The sequence below is a fragment of the Paenibacillus sp. FSL H8-0280 genome, assembly GCF_045040665.1.
Lineage (GTDB): Bacteria > Bacillota > Bacilli > Paenibacillales > Paenibacillaceae > Paenibacillus > Paenibacillus xylanexedens_A.
On record NZ_CP150296.1, the window covers coordinates 758254 to 778455 of the forward strand.

Genomic DNA, 20202 nt, shown 5'->3' on the forward strand with positions numbered 1-20202 from the left:
GGATGTGTAAATATGAAAATAACTTACAATAAAACCACTAACCTATAGCATGACAGGCACCCCTCGCAAGCCAAAGGAGCGCTTAGGATGAACAAAATTAAGAACGCTTTCACAACACTGCCGATTCATCACAAAACGATTCTTCTCATCGGACTCTTGATGTTAATCAGCTTTACGTTTTATGCATCCGTACTCCGATATGTGTTCAGTATCTATGACCGTCAGATCTATGAGAAATCCTCGCAGGTCCTCAATATGTCTTCAGTAGGCATTGAGAATCAACTACGTGAAGTTTCCAATCTCTCCTTCAAGGTGATGTCAGACGAGCCGCTTCAACAATATTTGCTTCAACTTGAAAAGGCCGAGACGGGATATGAGAGAAATGGTCTGCGCAAGAAAATTACCAACCGATTGGTTGCTTATGCGGGTTCTGAGAAATACGTCTATTCCATGCTATTTATCGATAATGATAATAACGTCATGGCTGCAGGGAACCGGGAAGGGATTTCGGAGTCGAAGCAAAGGGAATTGGTATCGCTGGGGGATCAATATACAGGCTCCAATGTCTGGCACACAAGCGGGGATAAACAAGCCAGGCTTTTATCTGTACGACAGGTGAAATCTTTTACTGGGGGCGCATTTACACTGGATAAGCTCGGGACTCTAATTATCCGAGTGCGTCTGGACCGAATCGTACAGGATCAGATGCAGGAACCCGCAGAGGACTCACAGTTATTGATTTCGGATGGAAAAGAAGTAATCTATCCAACCGAATCTTCGGTAAGTGAAGCTGAGATTGAATCGGAACTGAAGCGTACCCAACCCTATGGAATTGCCATGTTTGAGCAGGGGAGACACTTTGTAGCCCGTGCCAATTCTTCCTACACAGACTGGACGTACCTGTACACCACACCTTTTGACCAGATGTTTAAAAAAATTCAGTTTGTTAAACAGTTGGTCACGGTTATTTTTATCATGATTTTTCTGGCGGCACTCATAATTGGAGCAAAGTTCTCCCGCAGTATTACCCATCCGATTGCACAGCTGATCAAAAAGATGCGTAATATCGAAAAAGGTGATCTGGATAAACTGGAGGAGGCTGCCTTAGGTAACGTTCCGATGTCTCCACAGAATGAGGTTGGGCTGCTGCATCGCACATTCAAGATGATGCTTCAGCGGATTCGTGAATTAATTGATGAGAATTATGCGAAGCAACTGGTGATTCGTGAGACTGAGCTGAAAGCGCTTCAAGCACAGATTAATCCTCATTTCCTATACAACACGCTTGAATCCATTAACTGGATGGCCAAAGTACAGAAACAACGTCAGATCTCGGAAATGGTTGAGGCGCTTGGATTCCTGCTGCGCAGCTCTGTGAATATGACGGAGAAGTGGATCACGCTGGAAAGAGAGCTGGACATTGTCCGCAGCTACGTTACAATTCAGCGCACGCGTTTTGAAGAGAGACTGGATTTTGATATGGAGATTGCGCCTGAGGTGGGTTCAGCACGAATTCCCAAGTTAACACTGCAACCGCTGGTAGAGAACGCCATACATTATGCACTCGAACCAAGCATTGACCCTTGCCGGATCCGTATTCGGGCGAGAGCAGATGGAGATAAGGTGATTATTGAAGTTGAGGACGACGGTCCGGGGATGACACCGGAATTCCTGGAACAATTACACGAAGGACGTATTCAGACAAGAGGGCAGGGCATTGGGTTATCTAACATCCAGGAACGAATCAGACTGACCTTCGGCGATGAAGGTGGAATGGTGATGAGCAGCAAGCCCGGATCAGGAACTGTAGTATCGATCAGCATACCTTGGATCAGAGAGGACGATGACGATGTACAAAGTGATGCTCGTAGATGATGAACGTGTCATTCTGGAAGGGATTTCTCAAGTGGTCGATTGGGCCGCGGCAGGTACGGAATTAGTGGGTACGGCGAGGAACGGGATCGAAGCATTGGACAAAATCGGGCAGTCGAGACCCGATATTATTATTACGGATATTTCCATGCCAGGTCTGGATGGTCTCGGTCTCATAGAGAAGGCATCCGAAGCATACCCGGGAGTACGTTTCATTATGTTATCCGGCTACAAGGAGTTCGAATATGCTCGCAGAGCGATGCAATATGGTGTGAAGCATTATTTGCTCAAACCCTGCAACGAGAATCAGATCCATGATGCGTTAACTGAACTGTTGCAGGAACATCAAGATGCTCAGGTGAAGGAACATGTTGCCGGTGAGATGAAACAGCGATTGCAGCGTGTCCTTCCGCATGTGAAGGAGCAATTTCTGCTGGAGTTCATGACCAACCGCACCTATGGGCCGGTTGATCTGGAGTATTATCAGGAGCTGTTTGATCTGGAGCTTGAACAGAACGCGGTTCGGTTACTGCTGTTCCGAATTGTGGATGAACATGATTACAGTCACTTATTTGCGATCAAAAACATTGCCAGTGACCTGCTCCCACATGTCCTGTTAAGCACAACCATTGAAGGCAAACTCCTTATCCTGCTTGCGGATTCAGTTGACCCGGCCGGACTGAAAGAAAGTATTGAAGAGGTTCGGACTGCATTTACCAGACTATATAAATTGGAAGTGACCGCTGCGCTGAGTGAAGCAGATCGAATGATTCAGTCCCGGCGGTTGTTTCGTGAGGCATTGCAGTATCTGAACCATCGCTTCTTTATCGGTGAAGGCAAGCTGATCACGAAGAATGATCTAGTTCTGGCCGGAGAATGCGACGGGGTGCATGTAGAACAGGATGCGGAGCAACTGTGTCAGTTGATCAAATCAGGTAATACCGAGGAAACAGCGGTAGAGGTGGATCGTCTGTTTGATCTATTATCGCGTCAGCAACTGGAAATTGAAGTGACTCGCTCTTACGTAGTGCAGCTGTACTCGGCGATGGTTCATGTCTGTCCACCTGAGGAGGCAACGGAATTCACCCAGCGTATGGCAGAACTGCCGCATATCGATACGTTATCTGGTTTGAAGTCTTTTATTGCAAGCAGTGCAGCCCGATTAACTTCCGGTTATTACAAAAACCATATCAGTCGTCAGTCTTCTGCCGTGGAGAAGATGATGGATATCGTGGATCGTCATTATGGAGAGGCGGATCTCTCTCTCAATGGGGTCGCGCATCAGATGTTGTATATGAATCCGGATTACCTGGGCAAGATTTTCAAAAAAGTCACAGGCGAGAATTTCTCCAACTACGTGAATCGCCTGCGCATTGAACGCGCATGTGACCATATTCGCAGAGGCGGGGATGTGAAAGTATTCGAGCTTGCTGAATTGTTCGGATTCGGCGGGAATTCGCAATATTTCAGTCAGGTGTTCAAAAAGTGGACCGGTATGACACCTACGGAATTCCGTAGGATCGGCATATAACAGTGGACTACCAATCATGTGATTCATGTCTGGGGAGGACGAACAGCGCCGAGAGGAGGCTGTTGTCCTCCTCTGTTTTTTGAACCAACAAGACGGTTTTGTGTATTCAACTCTGGTCGTACATTTGCGAAAATGACATTAACAAGTTTGTGAAAGCGTTATCAGTAACGAAGGGATAACTCGTTCACACAACCATATCAACATAAAAGGGGAGATTGACATGGTGAAAAAGGCAATATTCCTGATGATGGCTGCTTTGCTCGTGTTTACAGCGGCATGTAGCTCAGGTGGAGGAACTGAAGGAGCATCTGGAGATGACTCAGTTACCCTGCGGATCGCTTGGTGGGGCTCGGATGCAAGGCATGAATATACACAGAAGGTCATCGACCTGTACAAAACGAAAAACCCGAATGTCAAAATCGACGTGGAATATGCTTCATTTGATGACTACTGGAAAAAGCTCGCGCCACAAGCAGCTGCAAATCAGTTGCCTGACATCGTTCAGATGGATATTTCCTACATCAGCCAATATGCACAGAATGGTCAGCTTGAGGATCTTGCTCCATATCTGGGCAATCAGATCAAAGTGGACGATGTGTCCGAGAACGTTATTAGCACAGGTGTAATTAACGGCAAACAATATGGGGTACCTGCCGGTGTTAACGTTCTGGGCTTCCAATATGACCCTGCTTTGCTTCAAAAAGCGGGAGCGGAAGCTATGCCTGAAAATATGACATGGGAATCATACGAAGCACTGGGTAAACAAGCCGCAGAGAAAGGCCTGTATTTGGATGGAGGGGTAGCTCCTGATATCTTCTTCCATTACTTCCTGCGTACCAAAGGACATTCGCTTTACAATGCAGAAGGAACTGGCCTTGGTTATGATGATGACCAATTGTTTGTGGAGTTCTTCGGACTTATGCGCCGCATGATCGAGCAAGGTGCAGCACCTACGCCGGATGTAGCCAACCAAACCAAAGGCATTATTGAGGAATCAGACCTCGTGAAGGAAAAAGGAATCGGCGTATGGCAATGGTCCAACCAGTTCGTAGCCTTGCAACAGGTAGCGAACCGTCCACTCGAAATCGCTCCAATGCCAGGACCGGATATGGAAAAAGGACTATATATGCAACCAAGTATGTATTGGGGTGTAACGTCCAACTCCAAAGTGAAGGAAGAAGCGGCTAAATTCATTGATTTCTGGGTGAATGACGTGGAAGCCAACAAACTGATCAAAGGTGAGCGCGGTGTGCCAATTTCAGGAGCAATCAAAGAAGCTATCGCACCTGAACTGAGTGACGCAACAAAACAGGTCTTTGAATTCGTAGCAGCCATGGAGCCTAAGGCTTCACCAATGAGTTCTCCGCCACCGGTTGGTTCACCTGAAGTAATCTCTGCTCTGGCAGATGTGGTTGAAGAGTTGAACTTTGGCAAAATTACACCTGAACAAGCAGCAGAAACATTCCGCAAGAACGCCGAATCTGTACTTGCGAACAATAAATAACAGTTGAATGATGGCTTGCTCGTCCCACCTCAGGGATGGTCGGGAATGGGGCTACTCGCGAATGCGAGGGCCTTTCCCCGTCCAGATGACCGAAGCCAGGATGAGGGAGCAAGCTGATCCATGAAGGAGGTTCGTTCCATTGAGGCAGTATTCGTCGTTACGTAGAAACTTAACTGGATATGCGTTCATAAGCCCGTTTATTATTGGATTCCTGGGCTTCACACTCATCCCCATGTTTGTGTCCTTATATATGTCGTTCACGAGTTATAACTTGTTCACTTCTCCGCGGTGGATTGGGCTTGATAACTACACCAAAATGTTTTTTGATGACCCGAAATATTGGAACTCGGTCAAAGTGACGTTTCTGTATGTATTCATTGGGGTACCGTTAAGGTTGATCTTTGCCCTCTTCGTAGCGATGGTCCTAAACACTGGCTCTCGTATGATTGGAACGTACCGGACGCTGTATTACCTGCCATCCATTATCGGTGGTAGCGTGGCTGTATCCATCATGTGGCGTAACCTCTTCAGTAATGAAGGTGTTATCAACAGTGCTCTAACGGCAATTGGGATCGGGCCTATCAGCTGGTTTGGTGACCCGAATGCGTCCCTCGTTATGCTTATCTCACTGTCTGTGTGGCAGTTCGGTTCGTCCATGCTGATCTTCCTGGCTGGTCTCAAAAATATCCCTACTGAGATGTACGAGGCAGCAGGTGTGGATGGCGCGAATCCTATACGGAAATTTTTCAGCATCACCTTGCCACTGCTTAGCCCAATCGTCCTGTTCAATATGATTATGCAGACGATTGGAGCATTCATGACGTTTGTACCTGCCTACATTATCTCCAAAGGAGAGGGCGGTCCAATGGATGGTACGATGTTGTACTCTCTGTATCTGTTCCGTCAGGCATTTATGTTTAACAACATGGGTTATGCTTCGGCCATGGCCTGGATCATGCTCATCATGATCGGTATACTCACGGTAGCTGTATTCCTGACATCCAAGTACTGGGTGTTCTACGAATCTGAAGGAGGGAAGTAACGATGGTTTGGAGAAATGTGAAATGGCCCATTTATCACCTGTTCGTTGCAGCTCTTGCCCTCCTGATGCTCTATCCCGTCCTATGGATGCTATTCAGTTCATTCAAGGAAAGCCGTACGATTTTCGTCACAGCGGATACCCTGTTTCCTGCGGAGTGGATCTGGAGCAACTATGTGGATGGCTGGAAAGGCACAGCTGGAAGACCGTTTATGGATTACATCACCAACTCACTTGTAATCGTGGTTATTTCCACGATCGGTGCCGTAATATCATCATCGCTGATCGCTTTTGGTTTTGCCAGACTGAATTTCAAGGGACGCACGTTCTGGTTCTCCTTGATGATGTTAACACTGATGCTGCCACATGACGTGGTATTGGTTCCTCAGTACATCATTTTCACGAAGCTCGGCTGGCTGAACACTATCTTGCCAATCGTTGTCCCTACATTCTTCGGAATGCCATTCTTCATCTTCCTGATGGTACAGTTCATTCGAACGATTCCGAAGGAGCTGGATGAGGCTGCAACCATCGATGGATGTAATAAGTTCAGACTGTATATCCAGATTATTATGCCGCTGATCAAGTCTTCTCTGGCGACTGCAGCCATCTTCTCCTTCTACTGGAGATGGGAGGATCTGCTCGGTCCGGTATTGTACCTGAACTCGCCTGATAAATACACCGTGTCGATGGCGCTGAAAATGTTCCTCGATAGCGAATCTGCTTCCAACTGGGGCGCAATGTTCGCCATGTCCATCGTCAGTCTGGTTCCGGTTGTAGCTGTGTTCTTCATCTTCCAAAAACAAATTGTTCAAGGGATGAGCACCAGCGGATTGAAAGGATAAGCCAGATTACTGTATCTTCGTATCTTCGCCCGAATGAACGTTTACGAAAGTTAACCAAGGAGGTTATCGCTTTTGAATAAAGCTCAGGGTAGTCAGGCCGTTGCCATGGAGGCAGCGGCAGAGGGCCAGGCAGTTTCCGTGACCAGCTGGAAGTTTAACTTTGGACCGGACTTGGGAAGAGTAGATGAGACAGGGGATTATCTGAAAGTAACTGCAACAACCGCATATGAGGAACGCGGAGGATACGGATTCGAGGCAGGATCTCTGGTGTATGAGAAACAACGCATTCGTGATGACGATGTGCCGGATCCCACGAAACAACATCATAATAATTCGGGGCAGACAACCATGTCTGCCCGATTGCGTTCAGGCTTCTGTATTCCGCTCAAAGCATCGTTCATCGTGGATGTTCCCGACGGAACCTACCAAGTATTACTTGTTGCAGGGGATGAATTGGCTGAGACAGTGACCCGCGTGAAAGCTGGTGAAGGCAGGCTTGTACTGCCAACCATTCGCACACTTCCCGGACAATACGCAGAGGTTAGATTCTCGGTTGTTGTTAGCGGCGGCAGACTTCGTCTGTCATTCTCCGGTCCTGCACCGAGAATTAATACTTTGGAGATTACTCTTGCGAATCAGACCATGACCGTATTTCTTGCCGGGGATTCAACCGTAACGGATCAGCCGGAAAGTGGATATCCGTATTGCGGCTGGGGCCAGTTATTGCCAGCACAGTTCAAACATGATGTGGCAGTAGATAATCACGCCCAGTCAGGCCGCAGTTCCCGCAGTTTTATTAATGAAGGCAGATTAAGCGCCATTCTGGAGCGAATCAAGCCCGAAGATTTTCTGTTTATTCAATTTGGACATAACGATGAGAAGCCGGACCCTGAACGTGGTACGGACCCATTCACAACATATAAGGAATATTTGAAAAAGTATATCGACGCTGCATGCGAAGCCAAGGCTCGTCCGGTGCTCATCACTCCGGTGCATCGTCGCTATTTTGCGGATGATGGCACATTGACCGATACCCACGGCGATTATATCATCGCAGTGCGTGAGTTGGCCGAAGAGGAAGATGTTCCGCTGATTGATCTGGCTGAGCGCAGCCGTCTTCTGTTCGAGCAGGCGGGCGTTGAAGGCACTAAGGACGACTTTATGTGGGTGCTGCCAGGCGAGTATGTGAACTTCCCCTCAGGCGTGGAGGATAACACGCATTTTCAGGAACGCGGTGCCCGCCGCCTTGCCCAGCAGGTGGCAGAAGCCATCCGCGAGTTGCAATTGCAACCGTTGCAGATGTATCTGCGGTAATCAGTATCAGTATCAGTAGAGGATCTAATTCTATTGTTCTAGGGGATAAGTTCCCGCAGGATTTTAAGTCCTGTGCGTCTGTATTTAAGCGAAGCGAGTTAAACGAAGTAACGAGCCAGCAAAGTTGCCCAGCGAAAGAGCGAAGGCAATAATCTTTAAAAAAACAGGCGAGCGTAGCAGCGAAGAAGGGCGGAATCGGGTAGAGGGAGCGAAGCGTCCGCCTTTGGAGCGGGATTTCCCCTGCTGAGGGGGAATTGAATAGAAATCCCGAGCCAACAGCGGCCCACGGCCCGATCCGCCCGCCAAAGCGGCCGCCCAGCGAGCCCACGGGTTTTAAGCGTTGCCCCCGCGAATGAGCCGAAGAAATCCCGAGCCAACAGCGGCCCACAGCCCGATCCGCCCGCCGAAGCGTCTGCCCCGCGAGCCCGCAGATTTTTAACTTAATATTGCACTCGCAAAAAAAAGGAGGATGTATTTCAATGACACCTGACCAGACAGAATCAGGCACATCTGCAAGTAAGAATGTTTCAGTAGCTACAGGTCACACCTACTGGGTCATTCCGGATGGTTACATTCCCCCGGAGAGCCGGGGCACATTGGAGAGTCATGAGAGTATCTGTGTACTGAACACCAGTGCCACGGATGCTGAACTGCATCTCACGATTTACTTTGAAGACAGAGATCCACTCGAAGGTATTGCCGCCGAAGTGCCAGCAAGAAGGACGAAGCATATTCGCACTGCATCGCTACGATCTGGGGAGCAGTCTATTCCGCCGGGCGTGCCTTATGCGATTACGGTTTCGAGCAATATCCCCGTTATCGTCCAGTACAGTCGTTTGGACACGACCCAGCCTGAATTGGCTTTGATGAGTGTCATGGCGTATCCATTAGGATAACTTCCCCAATCGACAGCATAGTTGGAGATGGTAAGAAGCCCCGTAAACCTTGCATCCAATGCAGGCACGGGGCTTCTTTTTCTTCATTTATTCGCTGTATTTATACGTGCTCGCATTAAGGATATCCACGTGAACCTCCACTTTTCCAAGCTTAAAACGTTGGAGTGGATCCGCCCGATTGTATACTTCCTGTTTCCATAAGGGAAGGTTGTGGCGATATAAGTGTTCCACAAGACCGTATGAATCAATCTTGTGTGACTTGGTTTTTTCGAACGTATCTCGGATTTGGGATTCGATCTGTTTTTCGGCTTCTTGTTCCATGGCATGAGGCGTGCGTGGGGCTCCATGGTCTTCGGTGATGGAACTTTTGACCGAGGTAACCAGATCAAATGTGACGCCATCTCCTTGTTTCCTTGCCTTGATTCTAGTCTTGGGATCACGAAGCATCAGGGTTAAATCAGGAGTCTTTCGATCATTCCCATATACGTATAGTGGGTACTGATGTACGCGCTCATAATTTACGTATCGTGTACCGTCTGCGTCTGCTCCTGCAACTCTACCCTGACTTGTGCCTTTGGAAATAACATAAAATCCATCCATTCTAACAAGGGGGGGAGTTTTATCCCCGTTGAACCAAGTCTCGTTCCTCGTTGACACCGAGGGTAAAAGAACGACAGAAGCGGGCTCCCGTAGTCCATCAAGAAGCTGATGGAGCCGGATAGGTTCGTAACCGGAATGCTGTTTGTATAGCCTCATGGGCTCAAATAACTCAATGGTCTGGGCGGATTGGTTCAGCAGCGCAGAAGGGGAGAGCACGTCCGGAATGTTATGTTCTGTCGCGTAAATCCAAGGTGTATATCTCAGTTGACCTGAATGTAGCAACGTGTTAAATATATCCTCCAGCTTCCCGTCGAGAGCATTTTTCGATAAAACAATGGCTTTAACATGAGTCCAGAGCGTTTGCTGCTGTGACGTTTCATACAAGTCGTTAATAGCCATGCTCAGTGTTGTACCTTCGCCCCGTCCAATCCAGATATCCCTTGTCTCCCGGGAAGTTGGTGTTTCCTGTTTTGCAATACTGGAGAAGTCAATCAGTTGGGCATACGTAATATACTGGTTGTCCACATAGTCTATTCCTATTGCCGTGATGAAGTTAATACTTTGCACCTCTTTGGAATCCCAGCACCCCGTTAGCAGGATCAAACAGCTTATAAGAAGCCCACTTATGGATACCCATCTTTTCACGGACGTTTCCTCCGGCGGGTGGAATCCTGGGTATGAAGTGCTGCTGGACGTTTGGTTCTTTTCATAGAAGGTGGCATGGATACGGCCTGAGTGAAGTCTCCGGGAATGTAGGGAGATACGGGTGACAGATAGGATACGCCATAACACTCCAACGATACGAGGTGCACCAAAAGAGCGAACAGTCCGATCATAAATCCAAATAATCCAAGGATCGAAGACATAATGAGCATTCCGATACGAATGTGTGCAGTAGCCCCGCTCAGCACGGTGTTCACGAGTATATAGCTGGAGATGACCGAGATCGCTACCGTGACTATGATGGTGGGAGACGTAATCCCGGCACGAATGGCTGCATCCCCGATGATAAGTCCACCGACCACACTGACGGTCTGGCCCAATGCACGTGGTAACCTGCGACCGGCTTCGTTAAATAGCTCAAACATAAAAATCATTAGAAATGCTTCCAGCGTCACCGGCATGGGCAGGCCCATCCGAGTACCGGCAATCGTAGCCAAGAGAGGTAACGGAATCTGTTCCACATTAAAACTGGTCAGGCCGATGTAGAAGGCTGGGAAGAAACAGGCAATCAGCAGACCGGAAATACGCAAAATCCGTTCGAAGGTAACGATGAAAAAGGGTGTACTTTCGTCCTCCGGAGACTTCAACTGATTGAAAAGTGTAGTTGGGGCGATGACCGCTACAGGAGAACCATCGATGAGAACGGCAAAACGTCCATTTAACAAGGAATCAACGACAAAATCAGGACGTTCGGTATTATCTGTGAGCGGAAAGATACTTCTAATTCCTCCCATGACAGCTCTTTCCATGATCGATGTACCCAGAATGCCATCAATCTCAATCTGATCCAGATTGTGCCGAGCTTCTTTCAGAATGTCTGGATTGATAATATCTTTTACATATAGAAGCCCGATGGATGTCTGGGTACGACCGCCTTTGACATATTTCTCATAACACATCGAAGAGGTTTTCATTCGTTTGCGTATAAGGGCCACGTTGGTATTGAGTTCTTCGGTGAATCCATCGCGCGGGCCTTTAACTGATGTTTCAATAGCTGATTCTTCTGGACTGCGTCCCGGGATATCAGCGATATCCAGACTGCAGGACTGAACGCCATTGCCGAAAATGATCAGTAGTTGTCCACTAAAAATCAACAGATTAAGTTTCTTGGAATCAGTGAGATCCTCAATCGGATTTAAGGTTAATCCCAATTCCTTGGGATATGATTCTTCAATGATCAGGGAGTGTTGTTCCAGACGGGGAATAATAAATTGGTTGATTTGTTTGCCGTCGACCAGTCCTTCGCAATAGAGCAAAATGACTGGCTGATCGGATTCATCTTTGACAGGAAAGGTCTGAATAACAACATCCGCACATGGATTGAACTGCTCTTTCAAAGAGGCAAGCAGTGTTTCATGGGACGTGGTGTCAATCGCTTGATGCTCCATGATGTTTCCTCCTCTGGTGGCGTGAATGGATAAATGCAACCGTCGTCGCGATAATCGCAAGTCCGCTCAGATATACGAGATTGAACGGAAATATGTATTCGACCAGAAGCTTTTCGAAGGTCATATCATCCAGAGGATACAACATGGTTAGAATAAAGAAGACACCTAACGAGATACAACTGATAAGCCTTCTGGTAGAGCTCTTAATATTCCATATTTCTACTACAATATACATGGCGAGACTAATTCGGGTGAACGAGCCTGCGAGCCATTGGTAGATGGAAAAGAAGTCGGTTTGAGCGATGTATTTGCCCAAGGAGGCAATTCGCCATTCTTCAAAGGCGGGATATCGCATTTTCGCAGCCTCAAAAGGATCGAATTCTACAATCGCCCCGATGAGTGGGCCGACAGTCAGTCCCACAAGAATGAGTGCGAGCATCAGATACTGCCATACACGTATACGATTGGTGAGATGAGGCTGGATATACCAGATGAACAGCAGTTCAAACATGCCTGCAAGACTGTAAATCATGCCATTCAACACCGGATGCCAGCCATGTTCTAACACAGGCAGGAGACGACTGTAATCCTTGTATTGAGTGTTCACAATGGCAACATAGAAGCCCAGCAGTACCACCAGTGGAAGGATCAATCCTGCCGTAAATGCCAGTGAGCGGATGCCTTTATATGCCCCATAGGCACAGAGAGACATGAGGGCAATACTGGTTACCAGAATTGGCGTTTCTGTCAGGTAATTTGTTTTGGCCCAAGTCGTGGTTTCGTGCAGGGTGAAATAGATTGCGCTCAGAAAAAAGAGACTGTTCCCAACTCGAAATAACATGCCAATAGGCTTGCCGAGACGGGATGTTAACCACTCATGCAGGGTTTGATGCTGGAGGAAACGAGAGACATAGGCGAGCATTAGCGCAAATATTAGAAATGGTCCGGCTGATAGCAGGACGGAAATCCAAGAATCCCTTTTGGCCGCAGCCAAAAGGGCAGGAATAATCAGAACATGGCTGATCAAGCCAACGGACAACATGATCAACATCATAGCTTGTAAAAAAGAAGGTTGTGTTCGTTTCATGCTGAGGGGTCCCCTTTTCCCAATAGACTGTCCTCAGCAGTGTTAACGGGATTGGAGTGCTTCATACTGTCAGTCGAAATAACGAATACCCATTGCTTCTCTTTTACCTTTAGCATCGTTTCCCGAGCCGCTCTCCAGTCAAAATGCGGGGTTTGGGGAGGATGGGAGCGAATAACTCGTTGAACCGGCGAACCAACTTCCGTGCTGCCTCAATATGGGAAATCTTACTTGATCCCGGTGACCGGCCTGTGTTTGCGACCGCTCATATTGGTGCCAAGCACACCGGCGATAATCAACAATGCACCAATATAGTGATAGCTACCCACTGGTTCATGCAATATCCATGCACCTCCTACGATGGAGATGAGCGTGGACAGATTGCTGAATACACTCATTTGCGAAGCCTCCAGATGAGTAAGGGCATAGCTCGCGAGCAGGGTAGAGATCATGGTGGAGAGAATTGCCAGATAAGCAAGTGCACCCAGATAGGATGTATCTCCAAGCGGTTTAATGTAGTCCATCATGGAACCGCTGGACGCATGCCGGATCAGGGAAGCGGCGTTAAATACAATACAGCCAACCATCAGTGTGACCCAGGTTAATTCCATTGGTTTATACTTCTGGGTTAATGGTCTTGCAAGCACACCATAACCTGCAAAACAGACCGTGGATAGCAGCAATAATGCAATGCCCTTCAGGTTACTCATAGATACGCCGCTTCCTTGCATCATGAAAATAAAGACCACTCCAGCGACAGACAGTAGCAGGAACAGCTTCTGCATCGTGGATGTACGTTCCTTCAGGAAAACTGAAGCGAGAACGAGTGTGAATACAGGGGCCATAGCCTGAATAATTCCGGCTTCCGATGAGTTGGAAGAGACAAGTCCAAAGGCTTGAAAGGCAAAAAATAAGACGGGAGATAAAAGCCCTAGTGGAATGATGCGCCACAGATCACGAAGGCTCAGTCGGATTTTGATCCAGCCAAAAATGACAGGAATGCTGACAACGATCAGCGACAGAGCGAATCGGTGGGCAAGCACATCAATTGGATGTGCAACAGTGACGGTCATTTTAACAAATAAAAAAGATAGACCGATAATAGCTGCGTACAATACAGCTGCGATATAAGCGTATCCCCGAGTGTGTGTTGTGTTCATAAATGCTCCTCCAATACAGTAGTCATAGTGCTTTATCTTTCATTATCCTGAATTATGTCAGGTTCGAGGCACGTCCTGGCCTTATTCAATATACTGCCGGGTGCATCGTGCTACAATAGATAAAAGGTTGAACTGTATCGGTACAGTTGTTGGAGAGGGATGGGTGCATTGAGAAAATACGAAGTGATTGCCGAAGCGTTAAAGCAATGGATTCAGGAACAGATGCAGCAGCAGGATCGTCGCCAGTGGGCGGATAAGGGCATTCGACTGCCAGCAGTTCGAGTTATAGCAGAACAATATCAATGCAGTGTAAGTACAGCGATTCGAGCATATGAGTGGCTGGAACAGCGGCATTTGGTGTACGCCATACCTCAATCCGGTTATTATGCTGTACAGAACGGGACAGGTGCTCAGGACATGGACTGGCAGGGAGCGTTGGACTTTGCTTCAGCTGCTCCCGATCCAAGGGTGTTCCCTTATGCAGACTTTCGTCACTGTGTGGATCAGGCGATGGAGAAGAAGCAGGCAGAGTTATTTATGTATGGCACGGATCAGGGATTACCTTCGCTAATTCTGCTGTTGCAGAAGCAGTTTTCGGATTATCAGGTGTTTGCGAGAACAGAGCAGTTCTTTATCACGTCAGGTGTGCAACAGGCACTGGCTGTACTTGCATTGATGCCTTTTCCCAATGGAAAGAGAAAAGTACTGCTTGAACTACCGACCTATCATAATATGCCCTCGCTACTGAGTGGATTAAATGTGCCGATTGCCGGTGTGAGACGTGCCCTGGATGGGCTGGACTGGGCATCGCTTGAACGTCAGTTCGCTGAGGAAGATATCAAGTTTTTCTATGTCATGCCGCGCTTTCACAATCCGATTGGCACATCTTTGACTGTTGCTGAGAAAAAGAAACTGATCCGGCTTGCACAGCGGTACGATGTCTATCTGGTGGAGGACGATTATCTGGCTGATCTGGAGGACAATACGAAACAAGACCCGCTATGGTCATATGATACGGAAGGCCGGGTCATTTATCTGAAGAGTTACTCCAAAATTTTGTTTCCAGGCTTGCGCATTGGTGTAGCTGTTCTGCCCTCACCTCTAATTGAATCGTTTGGTGCATACAAAAAAATGCTCGATATCGACACTTCCGTCCTGTCTCAAGCTGCGCTGGAGATCTATGTCCACAGCGGAATGTTTGCTCATCACAGGAAAGTGATTCGTAACCGCTATGCTGCCCGGATGAACACAGTACATGAGCAACTGGACACATATCCAGAATTTGCTCCGTTTATGGACGCTCCTCGAACAGGAGGGGAGCATACCGTATTGCCTTTAGCGGGTGATATCCCACTTCGTGTTCTGCTGTCCCGGCTTCAAAAGCGTGGTGTCATCGTTGATACAACAGAACGGTATTATCCGGAGGGAACATATCAGGTGCATGAGGATCAAATGCTGCGATTGAACATCTCCAATGTGCCGAAGCAGAGAATCGAAGAAGGGATGCAGGTGATCCGGGAGGAAATTTTGAAACTTCAGATCAGGCAGAAATAACGTGAAGAATCGGAGTGTTGTCCGTATATAACAAAAGGCGTCCACACAAGTTGATCACTTGTTGGACGCCTTTTCCATGAATTGTTTTCCACCGACCATACAGCTTGTACGCTATATTGTAGATGGAAATAATCCGTTTTATTCCTGAGCCATCGCCTTGAAGGAAGCTTCTGCGGCTTCCAATGTAGCCTGAACATCCTCGTCTGTATGAGCCGTGGTTAGGAACCAAGCCTCATATTTGGATGGAGCCAAGTTAATGCCACGGTTCAGCATGTGACGGAAGAAGGAAGCGAACAGCTCTCCATCCGTGTCTTGAGCATGATCGTAGTTCGTAACCGGATGGTCACAGAAATGGGTGGAGAATGCACCACGAATCCGGTTGATTGTCAGTGCAATCCCATGACGGTCAGCAGAAGCTTGCAGACCTGCTGTCAGGTCGATAGCAAGGCGTTCCATCTCTTCGTATACACCTGCGCCTTGCAGGACCTCCAGACATGCGATACCAGCCGAGATGGATGCAGGGTTACCAGCCATCGTTCCTGCTTGATAAGCAGGGCCGAGTGGAGCAACCTGCTCCATAACATGTTTGCGTCCGCCGTAAGCACCGATTGGCAGGCCGCCACCAATAATTTTACCAAGAGCCGTCAGATCGGGTTCAATCTCCGCATGATTATCGAGTCCGGCATACGTCTGTGTAGAACCGTAATGGAAACGGAAAGCCGTAATAACCTCGTCATAGATAACCAGTGAGCCGTTGGCGCGTGTCATGGCACAGAGACCTTCCAGGAAGCCAGGCTCCGGCATAACCATACCGAAGTTCCCAACGATCGGTTCAACCATGACTGCGGCAACATCATCACCCCAGCGCTCCAAAGCTTCCTTCAGGGCTTCCAGATCATTGTAGGGCACAGTAATGACTTCTTGTGCAATACTGGCTGGAACTCCCGCACTGTCAGGAATTCCGAGCGTGGACGGCCCAGAACCCGCAGCCACAAGCACCAGATCCGAGTGACCGTGGTAACATCCGGCGAATTTTACGATCTTGTTGCGTTTGGTGTAGGCACGGGCTACGCGAATCGTGGTCATAACCGCCTCTGTACCGGAGTTTACAAAACGCACTTTATCCATGGAAGGAATGGCTTCTTTCAGCATTTTGGCGAGCTTGATCTCAAGCTCTGTTGGGGTACCGTACAGCACGCCATTTGCTGCAGCTTCCGTAATTGCCTGCGTAATATGAGGGTGAGCATGTCCTGTAACAATCGGACCGTAAGCGGCCAGATAATCAATATAACGGTTGTCATCGACATCCCAGAAGTGGGCGCCTTGGGCTTTTTTCATAAATACAGGTGCACCGCCACCAACGGCTTTGAACGAGCGTGATGGGCTGTTAACACCTCCTACAATATGTTCAAGTGCTTCTGCGTATAGAAGTTCGGAACGGGAACGTGATGTATTCATAAGATAACTTCCTTTCGTAATGCAAAATATGATAAAGGTACAAGCTACAGAAAGATATGATGATTTTCTCATAATAGTATAGCCGGGCACAACGAGAGGGCAGCGTAATGGCTGCCCTCTGCATGTTTAGATTACTGAGCCGGTTGCTCTGACTTTTGATCGTCACCACTGGCTGTTTTATCTTCGGTGCTGGTTGTACTATCATCCGTTGTAGCAGGCGGGTGAATAATATCCTGAATATGCTGCTTCAATTTCTCTTCATTGGTAACCGTCAATACTTGCGCACCGCCTGCTGTACGTTCTTCTTTCAGCAGGTTCATTGGCGGGATCTGCTCACTGCCATTCATGCTGCTCTGGTAACCGAGGCCACCCAGTTTCCACATATCGGAGAGTGTCAGATTCGTATCCACATAAGGATTAACCTGTTCCAGAATGGAAGGCAGCTTGGCAATGGTTGTTGTTGACTGCATTTTTGCCGTCACAGCTTTCAGCAACTCACGCTGACGCTCGGAACGAGCGAAATCCGACATCGCATCATGGCGGAAACGAACGTACATGAGGGCTGTTTCGCCATCCAGATGCTGATACCCTTTTTTGAGATCAATATCGTATTCGTTATTGTCTGCTTTACTTGTATAGTGCATGTCTTTCTCCACATCAAAATCAACACCGCCAACGGCATCCACCAATTTGATGAATCCCTGGAAATCCGTATACACATAATATTGTACAGGAATGCCGAGCAGGTCGCCGGCAGCTTGCATCGCTGCATTAGGACCATGGGTGATGGCAGTGTTGATCCGTTCCTTGCCATATCCGTCAATATTGACGTAAGTGTCGCGCAGAATGGAGAACAGATTGATTTTTTTGGTAAGTGGGTCGAGCGATACAACCATCATGCTGTCGGAGCGGGGAACTTCACCTTTTTTCAATCCGCGCGCATCGACACCCATAACGAGAATATTTACCGTTTCTGTGCCTTCCCATTTTGGAGGGTCAGGAGTATTTACTTTCTCCACATTCTCGATACCTGCGAATGGTGATTCGTCGCCGTCTTTTGCCAAACCGTCCAACTGATTGAGAATAGAACCGAAATAATATGCCGCTGCTCCTCCGATAATTAACACGAAGGCGGCAAGAGAAATCCATATGGTTCTCTTCGTCTTTCTGGTCATGCTAGCTCTCCTTTGTATTTGAGATGAAATAAAAAAACGAGTTCGAGTATTCAAGTAAGATCTAGTCGAAGCTTTCCGTACACGTCTTTTCCCAACATAAGGGCAGGACGCGGCTCCAGACTATTTTAAAGCTTGCTGAATTTTGACTGATACCATTATAATTTCTTTTTGGGCTACAAGCAATTTCAACAAAATCCAAGTGAGGTATAATCATGCTGGCGATTGATGTCAAAGATTTGCGCAAGTCGTTTAGCGTCCAGAAAAGCCGAGGTGGGCTGAAGGGCGCATTCCAAGACCTGTTTGCACGTCAATACCAAGAGGTATTGGCTGTAAATGATATTTCATTTCAGATTCCGCAGGGCGAAATATGCGGATATATTGGGGAGAACGGTGCCGGTAAATCAACAACGATCAAGATGTTGACCGGCATTTTGGTGCCTACTTCAGGGCAAATATCGGTTGGTGGATATGTTCCGTATCAGGAACGTGAGAAGTTTGTACAGAATATTGGTGTTGTTTTTGGTCAGCGCAGTCAATTGTGGTGGGATATTGGCGTTATCGAATCCTTCCATTTATTGCGCAAAGTATATCGTGTAGGAGAGGTCGATTTCCGTAAACGGCTGGATGAACTGGTTGAGCGATTGCAGCTTCAGGACCTGTTAAGTCGTCCTGTACGGAAGCTCAGTCTTGGTCAGCGTATGCGCTGCGAGTTAGTGGCAGCCTTGTTGCATAATCCGAGTATTGTTTTCCTGGACGAGCCAACTATTGGTTTGGATATTGTGGTAAAGTCGGAAATTCGGGATTTCCTGAAAGACATGAACAAGGAGCATGGAACGACCATTCTGCTCACCACCCACGATTTGCAGGACATTGAAGCCCTGTGTTCCCGGGTTATCATGCTTGATGCAGGCAACATCATTTATGATGGAGGTCTGGATCATCTCAAGTCCCAGTGGGGTAAGGAGCGCGAGATCCGCTTCAAGTTTGGTTCAGCTCACAACATCAGTCAGATGCAGGAATGGACTGCTGCGTTGCCTGTACGTTGGACGGTTGAGAATGAATTGTCCGCATCCGTATGGATTCCGCTGGAACTGAATGTTTCGGATGTACTCGGACGTGTCGTTGGACAAGCCGATATTACCGATATTCAGATTATTGAGATCAACACGGATGAGATTGTGCGCAGTATTTACCAATCCGGTTCCGCCGAGCGTCCCGAGATTGTGGGAGCAGGGAAAGAAGCGGTGGGTGTATCCTGAGATGAATAGTGCATTTATTGATTTTATGCGCATCCGTTTTCTAACGATGCTGGCATACCGGGTGAATTATTACTCCGGCATTTTGATATATACGCTGAATATCGGCGTGTATTACTTTACCTGGCAAGCCATTTACGGTAGCAGTGGTGAACTCGGCGGCTTCACGGCAGCGCAGATGACCACTTACATCGCTGTATCCTGGATGGCACGTGCCTTTTACTTTAACAACCTGGACCGGGAGATTGCCGCAGATATACGGGATGGCTCCATTGCAATTCAATTCATCAGGCCGATCAATTACGTTATGGTCAAAATGATGCAGGGTCTGGGCGAAGGTATCTTCCGCTTCTTGCTCCTCATGATTCCGGGGATGCTCATTGCCATTCTGCTGTTCCCGGTTGAATTGCCTACGGCGCCATCCGCGTGGATTGGCTTTCTCGTCATGCTGTTCTTCAGTTTCCTCATTAATTCCCAGATTAATGTGATAACCGGACTGGCGGCATTTTTTGTAGAAAACAATGAAGGCATGATGCGTATGAAACGCGTCGTGGTTGATTTGTTCTCCGGTCTAATCATCCCGATCAGCCTGTATCCAGGCTGGATGTCCGCGGTGATGAAAGTATTGCCTTTTCAGGCCATTACGTATCTGCCCGGTTCCGTGTTCACTGGAAGAGTGGAAGGTACCGCCATCTGGAGTGTACTCGGTATTCAGGTGTTCTGGTTTGCCGTACTGCTGCTTCCGATGGTATTGATCTGGCGTAAGGCGCGCAAGCGTCTGTTCGTGCAAGGGGGATAACAGA

Annotated in this window: 16 protein-coding genes; 10 read left to right on the top strand and 6 right to left on the bottom strand. The window is 47.9% G+C overall.

What is annotated here, in order from left to right; genetic code table 11:
• Positions 1–87: 87 nt before the first annotated feature.
• The 7 genes from MHI12_RS03555 (at position 88) to MHI12_RS03585 (ending at position 9001) form a co-directional block, all read left to right on the top strand.
• Complete coding sequence (locus MHI12_RS03555) at positions 88–1875, top strand: histidine kinase (RefSeq protein WP_405171542.1); 1788 nt, start codon at positions 88–90, stop codon at positions 1873–1875.
• Positions 1850–3403, top strand: a complete 1554-nt coding sequence (locus MHI12_RS03560) for a response regulator (protein ID WP_405171543.1) — start codon at positions 1850–1852, stop codon at positions 3401–3403. The genes MHI12_RS03555 and MHI12_RS03560 overlap by 26 nt, the downstream gene beginning before the upstream one ends.
• A 220-nt stretch (positions 3404–3623) precedes the next feature.
• A complete protein-coding gene (locus MHI12_RS03565; protein WP_341006049.1) occupies positions 3624–4907 on the top strand; it encodes a sugar ABC transporter substrate-binding protein in 1284 nt (427 codons plus the stop codon).
• A gap of 139 nt (positions 4908–5046) precedes the next feature.
• Positions 5047–5949 carry a carbohydrate ABC transporter permease gene (locus tag MHI12_RS03570; protein ID WP_047841423.1) on the top strand — a complete coding sequence of 301 codons (903 nt, stop codon included), beginning with the start codon at positions 5047–5049 and terminating at the stop codon, positions 5947–5949.
• Positions 5950–5951: 2 nt separating this feature from the next.
• A complete protein-coding gene (locus tag MHI12_RS03575; protein WP_017690747.1) occupies positions 5952–6791 on the top strand; it encodes a carbohydrate ABC transporter permease in 840 nt (279 codons plus the stop codon).
• A gap of 105 nt (positions 6792–6896) precedes the next feature.
• Positions 6897–8105 (top strand): rhamnogalacturonan acetylesterase, encoded by a 1209-nt coding sequence (locus MHI12_RS03580; protein WP_405172926.1) that lies wholly within the window; start codon positions 6897–6899, stop codon positions 8103–8105.
• A gap of 479 nt (positions 8106–8584) precedes the next feature.
• Positions 8585–9001, top strand: coding sequence for a sensory rhodopsin transducer (locus MHI12_RS03585; RefSeq protein ID WP_405171544.1), 417 nt, complete (start codon positions 8585–8587; stop codon positions 8999–9001).
• A gap of 87 nt (positions 9002–9088) precedes the next feature.
• On the opposite strand, the gene MHI12_RS03590 is transcribed toward MHI12_RS03585, so the two are convergent.
• From MHI12_RS03590 to MHI12_RS03605, 4 genes are all read right to left on the bottom strand, one after another.
• On the bottom strand, positions 9089–10246 hold the full coding sequence (locus MHI12_RS03590; RefSeq protein WP_405171545.1) for a Ger(x)C family spore germination protein: 1158 nt from the start codon (positions 10244–10246) through the stop codon (positions 9089–9091).
• Positions 10243–11712 (bottom strand): spore germination protein, encoded by a 1470-nt coding sequence (locus MHI12_RS03595; RefSeq protein ID WP_405171546.1) that lies wholly within the window; start codon positions 11710–11712, stop codon positions 10243–10245. Before MHI12_RS03595 ends, MHI12_RS03590 begins: the two co-directional genes overlap by 4 nt.
• Positions 11693–12799, bottom strand: a complete 1107-nt coding sequence (locus MHI12_RS03600; RefSeq protein WP_405171547.1) for an endospore germination permease — start codon at positions 12797–12799, stop codon at positions 11693–11695. The genes MHI12_RS03595 and MHI12_RS03600 overlap by 20 nt, the downstream gene beginning before the upstream one ends.
• A gap of 224 nt (positions 12800–13023) precedes the next feature.
• Positions 13024–13956, bottom strand: a complete 933-nt coding sequence (locus MHI12_RS03605) for a DMT family transporter (RefSeq protein ID WP_405171548.1) — start codon at positions 13954–13956, stop codon at positions 13024–13026.
• A 159-nt stretch (positions 13957–14115) separates the two neighbouring features.
• On the opposite strand from MHI12_RS03605, the gene MHI12_RS03610 reads away from it, so the two are divergent.
• Positions 14116–15510, top strand: a complete 1395-nt coding sequence (locus MHI12_RS03610; protein WP_405171549.1) for a PLP-dependent aminotransferase family protein — start codon at positions 14116–14118, stop codon at positions 15508–15510.
• A 138-nt stretch (positions 15511–15648) separates the two neighbouring features.
• Here the strand turns inward: MHI12_RS03610 and MHI12_RS03615 are convergent, their stop codons facing one another.
• Both MHI12_RS03615 and MHI12_RS03620 read right to left on the bottom strand, forming a co-directional pair.
• A complete protein-coding gene (locus MHI12_RS03615) occupies positions 15649–16968 on the bottom strand; it encodes a glutamate-1-semialdehyde 2,1-aminomutase (RefSeq protein ID WP_405171550.1) in 1320 nt (439 codons plus the stop codon).
• Positions 16969–17099: 131 nt separating this feature from the next.
• Positions 17100–18143, bottom strand: coding sequence for an LCP family protein (locus tag MHI12_RS03620; RefSeq protein ID WP_091018703.1), 1044 nt, complete (start codon positions 18141–18143; stop codon positions 17100–17102).
• Between the two features lie 212 nt (positions 18144–18355).
• Here MHI12_RS03620 and MHI12_RS03625 point away from each other — a divergent pair, with 212 nt between their 5' ends.
• On the top strand, positions 18356–19402 hold the full coding sequence (locus MHI12_RS03625) for an ATP-binding cassette domain-containing protein (protein ID WP_036614079.1): 1047 nt from the start codon (positions 18356–18358) through the stop codon (positions 19400–19402).
• Position 19403: 1 nt separating this feature from the next.
• Positions 19404–20198 carry an ABC-2 family transporter protein gene (locus MHI12_RS03630; RefSeq protein ID WP_036614077.1) on the top strand — a complete coding sequence of 265 codons (795 nt, stop codon included), beginning with the start codon at positions 19404–19406 and terminating at the stop codon, positions 20196–20198.
• Positions 20199–20202 lie beyond the last annotated feature (4 nt).

What these genes read in the sequence shown, in the direction of transcription:
- MHI12_RS03595 (WP_405171546.1), bottom strand. Translation starts at nt 11,712, where the DNA reads ATGGAGCATCAAGCGATTGACACCACGTCCCATGAAACACTGCTTGCC.
- MHI12_RS03575 (WP_017690747.1), top strand. Translation starts at nt 5,952, where the DNA reads ATGGTTTGGAGAAATGTGAAATGGCCCATTTATCACCTGTTCGTTGCA.
- MHI12_RS03630 (WP_036614077.1), top strand. Translation starts at nt 19,404, where the DNA reads ATGAATAGTGCATTTATTGATTTTATGCGCATCCGTTTTCTAACGATG.
- MHI12_RS03615 (WP_405171550.1), bottom strand. Translation starts at nt 16,968, where the DNA reads ATGAATACATCACGTTCCCGTTCCGAACTTCTATACGCAGAAGCACTT.
- MHI12_RS03610 (WP_405171549.1), top strand. Translation starts at nt 14,116, where the DNA reads ATGGGTGCATTGAGAAAATACGAAGTGATTGCCGAAGCGTTAAAGCAA.
- MHI12_RS03560 (WP_405171543.1), top strand. Translation starts at nt 1,850, where the DNA reads ATGTACAAAGTGATGCTCGTAGATGATGAACGTGTCATTCTGGAAGGG.
- MHI12_RS03565 (WP_341006049.1), top strand. Translation starts at nt 3,624, where the DNA reads ATGGTGAAAAAGGCAATATTCCTGATGATGGCTGCTTTGCTCGTGTTT.
- MHI12_RS03620 (WP_091018703.1), bottom strand. Translation starts at nt 18,143, where the DNA reads ATGACCAGAAAGACGAAGAGAACCATATGGATTTCTCTTGCCGCCTTC.
- MHI12_RS03555 (WP_405171542.1), top strand. Translation starts at nt 88, where the DNA reads ATGAACAAAATTAAGAACGCTTTCACAACACTGCCGATTCATCACAAA.
- MHI12_RS03580 (WP_405172926.1), top strand. Translation starts at nt 6,897, where the DNA reads ATGGAGGCAGCGGCAGAGGGCCAGGCAGTTTCCGTGACCAGCTGGAAG.
- MHI12_RS03625 (WP_036614079.1), top strand. Translation starts at nt 18,356, where the DNA reads ATGCTGGCGATTGATGTCAAAGATTTGCGCAAGTCGTTTAGCGTCCAG.
- MHI12_RS03585 (WP_405171544.1), top strand. Translation starts at nt 8,585, where the DNA reads ATGACACCTGACCAGACAGAATCAGGCACATCTGCAAGTAAGAATGTT.
- MHI12_RS03600 (WP_405171547.1), bottom strand. Translation starts at nt 12,799, where the DNA reads ATGAAACGAACACAACCTTCTTTTTTACAAGCTATGATGTTGATCATG.
- MHI12_RS03605 (WP_405171548.1), bottom strand. Translation starts at nt 13,956, where the DNA reads ATGAACACAACACACACTCGGGGATACGCTTATATCGCAGCTGTATTG.